We start from the raw sequence: 5782 nt of genomic DNA on the forward strand, positions 1-5782 counted from the left end.
AAAATCTCCTGCGGGATATTAAGCAGGAGCTTGGCGAGATATTGAAGATAATAAGTTGATATAATCGGGGCGTAGCGCAGCCTGGGTAGCGCACTTGCTTGGGGTGCAAGTGGTCGTCCGTTCAAATCGGATCGCCCCGATAAAATTAAAGGTTTGGATTTCATAAAGTTTTTGGGAAAATAGCGATGAAAAAACTGACAAGGAAGTCTACTAACAAAAGAATTAGAAAGTCGAAAACAGGGTCATTAAAGGAAATTGCTACGCGGAAGAAGGTTTTAGTTGCCAGGGAGCCAGAAGTTGAATATCAAACCAAACTTAAAGACAGAAGCAAGATAGTTGACGAAAGCTGGGATTTCAGAAACTCAAATACGAAAGAATACACCCATTGTTTTCACGTCTACCCTGCAATGATGATACCGCAAGTTGCCAGAAGAATCATCGACAACTTCGGAAATAAAGCAAGACTTTTATTTGACCCTTACTGCGGAACCGGCACATCCTTAGTTGAAGCCAACCTTAAAGGCATCAACGCAGTCGGGACAGACATAAATCCGTTAGCAAGGCTAATTGCCACAGCGAAAACGACTAAGATAGACATACAGGTTTTGGACTTGTTTCTGCATGACTTTATAAGTTACTTCTTTTCAATCAATTTCAATATTGAAAAAATAAAATCAGTAGTTATTCCACTGATAAAAAATATTGATTTTTGGTTTTCAAAAAGCGTTCAGAAAAAATTGGGAGTTTTACTTTCCTACATTGAGAACATAAATGACATTTCAATAAGAAACTTTTTCAAGGTTGCTTTTAGCGAAACAGTGCGCGAAACTTCTTATGTGAAACACGGGGAATTCAAATTAGTAAGGAGAAAAGACTTTAATGAGGTAGAAGATCCTGATGTGTTTGGAATAATGATAACTAAGTTATCAAGAAACAAGCAAGGATTGATTGAATTCCAAAAGACCTGCAAGAACGGCTCATTTACAAAGGTTTTGGACTTTAATACCGTCAATTCAATTCCCGACCAAATAATACCTCCCGCTAGCGTCGATATTATTGTCACTTCGCCGCCTTATGGCGATTCACGAACGACAGTCGCATACGGACAGTATTCGCGATTAGCAAATGAATGGCTTGGCTACAAATCGGCAAATAAAATTGACAATATCCTAATGGGTGGGGAAAGACGAAAACACAACCATACTTTTAGCAGCCACTTATTGAACGATGTGATTCATCTGATCCGGAAGCAAGACGAGGAGAGAGCAAGGGATGTAATTTCATTTTACGAAGATTATGAGAAGTCAATCAATAATGTTTCTAGCGCGCTGAAAAAAGGCGGGTATGCTTCTTACGTGGTCGGCAACAGAACAGTGAAAGGAGTGAGCATGCCTACTGATGAAATTACCGCAGAACTTTTTGAACAAAATAATTTCACGCACATCGAAACGATTGTCAGAAATATTCCAAACAAGCGAATGCCTTTAAAAAACAGTCCTTCAAATGTTGTTGGCGAAACTGCTTCAACTATGAAGAACGAATATATTGTCGTCTGCCAGAAACATTAATATGAGATTAACCGAACTGATTAAACGGCTGCAAGCATTAGAGAGAAGAGGTTTTGTAGAGACTTCCAGAAGTGGACCTACGGGGATTGGACACTTATTGGAACGAGAACTGGGGCTTAAGGAATCAAATGTTGCAATCCCTGACATTGGCGGACGAGTCGAGATGAAGGGAACAAGACGAGATGCAAAGTCCCTAATCACGCTTTTCACATTCAACAAAGCAGTTTGGAAAGTCAGTCAGAAAGAAATACTGGAGAGGTACGGTTACAAAGACGAGCAGGGCAGACAAGCGCTGTACAACATTGTCAGTAACAAGAGACCGAACTCACAAGGCTTTTATTTGGAATCCGATCCCAAAAGACATCTCATTATTCTAAGAAACAAAAACGACAAGGGCGTAGTATTTGCCGAGTGGAGCACTTACGTAATTGCAGGGAAATTCATGACAAAGTTGGACAGATTACTCTTAGTGCTCGCTGACAACAAAATAGTAAATGGCAAAGAGCATTTTCACTTCAATGAGGCATATCTACTCGAAAATCCTGCACCTGAAAACTTTTTGGAAGCATTTGAACGCAGCGAAATGATGATAGATATGAGGATGCACTTATACCCGTCGGGCGGAGTTCGCAATCACGGAACCGGTTTCCGCATCTCAGAAAAAAATCTTAAGCTACTTTACGCTCACAAAAAACGATTAGTATAGTATTAAGGTTCGGACAGGGATAAGCCCTGTCCTTACATAAGATTTCAACAAAAAAAGACTTTGATTATAACCGCCTGAGCAGTAAACCCTGCTCTTTTTTAGTTAATGAAAAAAATCTTAGTCCTCATTCCGGCTTTTAATGCCGAGAAAACCATTTCCTCTCTTATTGCCCAAATCTCTGCATTCACCCAAAGAAAAGATATTCTGGTAGTAGATGACGGCTCCACGGATAGAACATACCAGTTAGCCAAAGAGAGCGGAGCGAATTGTATTCAACATACGAGAAACAAAGGCAAGGGAGAGGCTTTGAAAACCGGGTTTGAATATGCTGTCGAACAGGGATATTCCGGAGTAATTACCTTGGACGCTGACCTTCAGCATGACCCAAAATTCATCCCAGAATTTATCAAAAAAGCAGAAAACAGCACCTCAGACATACTCGTTGGTACAAGGCATATCGAACTAAAGACGATGCCTTTTTCCAGATGGCTGACTAATAATGTGACTTCCATCATCGTTTCTATCTTGGGAGACACAAAGGTCCGGGATAGCCAGTCCGGTTACAGGTATATTTCAACTGATGTCTTGAAAACTGTCAAATTGTCAACCAAGAAATATGAGCTTGAATCAGAGATTTTAATCAAAGCCGGAAGAAAAGGATTCAAAATCGCCCCTGTGCCGATTAGCACAATCTATCACGGAAGCAAAAGTTTCATAAATCCACTTGTGGATACAGGAAGATTTATTAAATTGATGTGGAAAAGCCTGTTCTGGTGAAGAAAAGGCAGTGACCAGTGGTTTTAAATACAGTGGTCAGTTGTCAGTGTCCAGTGACCAGTAAAAATCTTTTACTGACCACTGATCACTCACTACTCGCCACTTTTTCCCAGGAGGAAATTTGATAGCATTACTGACCAACGACGACGGTATCGAAGCCAAGGGCTTAAAGGCTTTAGAAAAAGAGATGTCGAAAATCGCTCAGGTCTGGGTAGTGGCCCCGGACAGGGAGCAGAGCGCCACCAGCCATTCTTTAACTTTAACCCGGCCTTTGAGAGTAAATAAGGTCAAAGATAGAGCTTATTCCATTGATGGAACACCTACGGATGCAGTGATGGTAGCCTTTCATAAGCTTCTCAAAAGGAGACCGGATATCCTCATCTCGGGCATCAATTCCGGTCCAAATCTTGGAGATGACGTAACCTATTCAGGTACAGTTGCGGCCGCAATTGAGGGGACGATCCTGGGAATACCTTCTATTGCAGTTTCCCTCACAGATGCCTCTTCTGAAGATTATAGACATCCAGCCGAGTTCATCCGAAGGCTGGCTAAATTTGTTCTGAAAAAAGGAATTCCTAAAGATACCCTGCTGAATGTGAACATCCGTCCACACAGGAAGCCGGTGACTAAATATAAAATCACCCGTCTGGGCAGAAGGGTCTATAAAGATGTGGTGGTGGAGAAGATCGACCCCCGCGGCAAAAAATATTTCTGGATAGCCGGTCAGGCAATCGTGTCCGAAGGCGGGAAGGATTCAGATTTCTTGGCCATCGAGAAAGGATACGTCTCCATCACCCCTTTACACCTGGACTGGACTAATTACAAGACGATTGAGGAGATGAAAGGGTGGAAGATATTTTGATGTAGTTTCTCGATTTATCGAGCAAGGTCCTTTGCTCGGGCAGGAGTTGTACTCCTGCCCGATAGTGATTGGGGTACAACCCCTATCCCAGCAGCTTGCGATTTATCGAGCAAAGAAATTTGTAGCGGCTGGGTGGCACCCTCAAACTCGTTTGAGGGTGTTGGAGGAAGTGAGTTTCGTCGGGCATAAAGCCCGAGGCTACATAAAAAAAAGATTTTTTGGAATTGGTAGCCGCAAGCTTTAGCTTGCGGGTGGTACATAAACGCAGACTAAAGTCTGCGGCTACCTCTACACAAATGTAATCGTAGTTGCTCGATTCATCGAGCAAAATAGCCCAATAAATTGGGCAACTACAGCTATGTGGTCGTCGGGTCCCCTGACCCGACGAAGAACTTACCAGGTCAGGGGACCTGGCAAGCACAATCTGGAAGCTCGATGCTACGATCCTTTGGAATAATGACCTCACTTCTGACTCCTCTCCTAAAAGGAGAAAAGAACTCTTTTATAGCCATTTTAGTGGAGTCAGATTACCCCAATTAAAATAAAAATTTTACTTGACTTTTGTCTTTGAATAACGTAGATATGTTTTGTCAACATTAGGGCGCGGCTTGGCGCTGATTCGGCAGCCCCGACATATCGGGGCAGCACTGATTCTAAGTAGGGCAAAACCCTCTTTCATCTGCACGGACTTCGCTCGAAGCACAAACCCTTTCAAAAAAACACTTAACTCCAAAGGAGGAGAGAGTGAGTAACAGCAAGTTGTACGTAGGCAATCTGAGCTACCAGACCGGTGAAGAAAAGCTCAGAGAGGCTTTTTCAGCCTACGGAACTGTCAGTTCCGTCACCATAATCGAAGGAAAAGGATTCGGGTTTGTGGAGATGGAATCCGGCGAAGCAGCCCAGAGCGCCAAAGAAGCCCTGGATGGAAAAGAGCTGGATGGTCGCAATATCAAGGTGGACGAAGCCCGTCCCAGACCAAAGAGAAGCGGTGGCGGTGGTGGATACGGTGGTGGTGGTGGTGGTGGTGGTGGATACGGTGGAGGGGGAGGCAGAGGAAGAGACCGGGATTCCCGAAAAAGAGGTCCCAGGTATTAATCTCGACTGAACAAGGGTCGGTCTGCTTAATGTAGACCGACCCTTTAGTCTTTATTGGAGTGCAAATCTTTAGATTTGCCAAAAAATCCATTTGCCTGTCAATAATTTGAGGTAAAGCTAAAGCTTTACACTCCATTGGCATTTACTCAGATAGATTCAAACTTTCCCAGTCTTGACTAAATTCTTAAACATTAGAGGTAGCAATGCCATTTTCCAGAGAAAGATGGATTGAGATTGCCAAAGTTAGAGGGTTAGAGCCGGTGGAGGTGAAGTTAATTGAGAAGATAGGCAAATGCCCGCATGAGGAAGGAGAAGTTTTTCTCTATGTTCATCCCAATTGCAGGCCTGAAGGGCTATGCGGGGTGGCTGCAATTGCACTGGAGCCTTTTGTGCAAAGATGTTCAGCTAAAGTTCCCTCCTGGGAAAACGATAACCCCGACATATACCGTGTTCACTGTCCCTCAAAAAAGGGAACCATCTGGGAGATTAAAAGGATAAAGTAAAGATAAGTTTTTATTGTAGGGAATGCAACGACTTTGTCAATGCAACGTTTATTGGAGGGACAGAATCCGCCTCGGGCGGATTCTGTCCCTCATTTCTTGTAAAGCACCTTTCATTTTAAGGTGCACAAATAAAAGCGATTTTTCTATTGACTTTCATAAAAAAAAAATATAAGATACTTGAGTTAATTGAATAAAACGGGGCGTGGCTCAGCCTGGTAGAGCACTTGGTTCGGGACCAAGGTGTCGTCCGTTCAAATCGGATCGCCCCGAA

The 5782-nt window shown here is 43.1% G+C and carries 6 protein-coding genes and 2 tRNA genes; all 8 read left to right on the forward strand.

Features of this window, described 5'->3' with window-relative positions; all coding sequences use genetic code 11:
- The first annotated feature begins 65 nt into the window (after positions 1-65).
- The 8 genes from MUP17_03820 to MUP17_03855 all read left to right on the forward strand — a co-directional run bounded on the left by MUP17_03820 (position 66) and on the right by MUP17_03855 (position 5781).
- Positions 66-140: transfer RNA gene (locus MUP17_03820), tRNA-Pro, on the forward strand.
- A 45-nt stretch (positions 141-185) separates the two neighbouring features.
- Positions 186-1568 (forward strand): site-specific DNA-methyltransferase, encoded by a 1383-nt coding sequence (locus MUP17_03825; protein MCJ7458102.1) that lies wholly within the window; start codon positions 186-188, stop codon positions 1566-1568.
- A gap of 1 nt (position 1569) precedes the next feature.
- On the forward strand, positions 1570-2274 hold the full coding sequence (locus tag MUP17_03830) for an MvaI/BcnI family restriction endonuclease (GenBank protein MCJ7458103.1): 705 nt from the start codon (positions 1570-1572) through the stop codon (positions 2272-2274).
- A 105-nt stretch (positions 2275-2379) separates the two neighbouring features.
- Entirely contained in the window at positions 2380-3051 is a 672-nt protein-coding gene (locus MUP17_03835; GenBank protein MCJ7458104.1) for a glycosyltransferase family 2 protein, read from the forward strand.
- 121 nt (positions 3052-3172) lie between these two features.
- Positions 3173-3913 (forward strand): 5'/3'-nucleotidase SurE, encoded by a 741-nt coding sequence (gene surE, locus MUP17_03840; protein MCJ7458105.1) that lies wholly within the window; start codon positions 3173-3175, stop codon positions 3911-3913.
- A gap of 744 nt (positions 3914-4657) precedes the next feature.
- Positions 4658-5008 (forward strand): RNA-binding protein, encoded by a 351-nt coding sequence (locus MUP17_03845; protein ID MCJ7458106.1) that lies wholly within the window; start codon positions 4658-4660, stop codon positions 5006-5008.
- 203 nt (positions 5009-5211) lie between these two features.
- Complete coding sequence (locus MUP17_03850; GenBank protein ID MCJ7458107.1) at positions 5212-5511, forward strand: hypothetical protein; 300 nt, start codon at positions 5212-5214, stop codon at positions 5509-5511.
- A gap of 196 nt (positions 5512-5707) precedes the next feature.
- Positions 5708-5781 (forward strand) — tRNA-Pro (locus MUP17_03855).
- Position 5782: the final 1 nt, after the last annotated feature.

The organism is Candidatus Zixiibacteriota bacterium, from assembly GCA_022865345.1.
Taxonomy (GTDB): Bacteria; Zixibacteria; MSB-5A5; order MSB-5A5; family RBG-16-43-9; genus RBG-16-43-9.

Excerpts from the sequence above, each read along its gene's own strand:
- MUP17_03825 (MCJ7458102.1), top strand. The coding sequence starts at position 186 with ATGAAAAAACTGACAAGGAAGTCTACTAACAAAAGAATTAGAAAGTCG.
- MUP17_03830 (MCJ7458103.1), top strand. The coding sequence starts at position 1,570 with ATGAGATTAACCGAACTGATTAAACGGCTGCAAGCATTAGAGAGAAGA.
- MUP17_03835 (MCJ7458104.1), top strand. The coding sequence starts at position 2,380 with ATGAAAAAAATCTTAGTCCTCATTCCGGCTTTTAATGCCGAGAAAACC.
- MUP17_03850 (MCJ7458107.1), top strand. The coding sequence starts at position 5,212 with ATGCCATTTTCCAGAGAAAGATGGATTGAGATTGCCAAAGTTAGAGGG.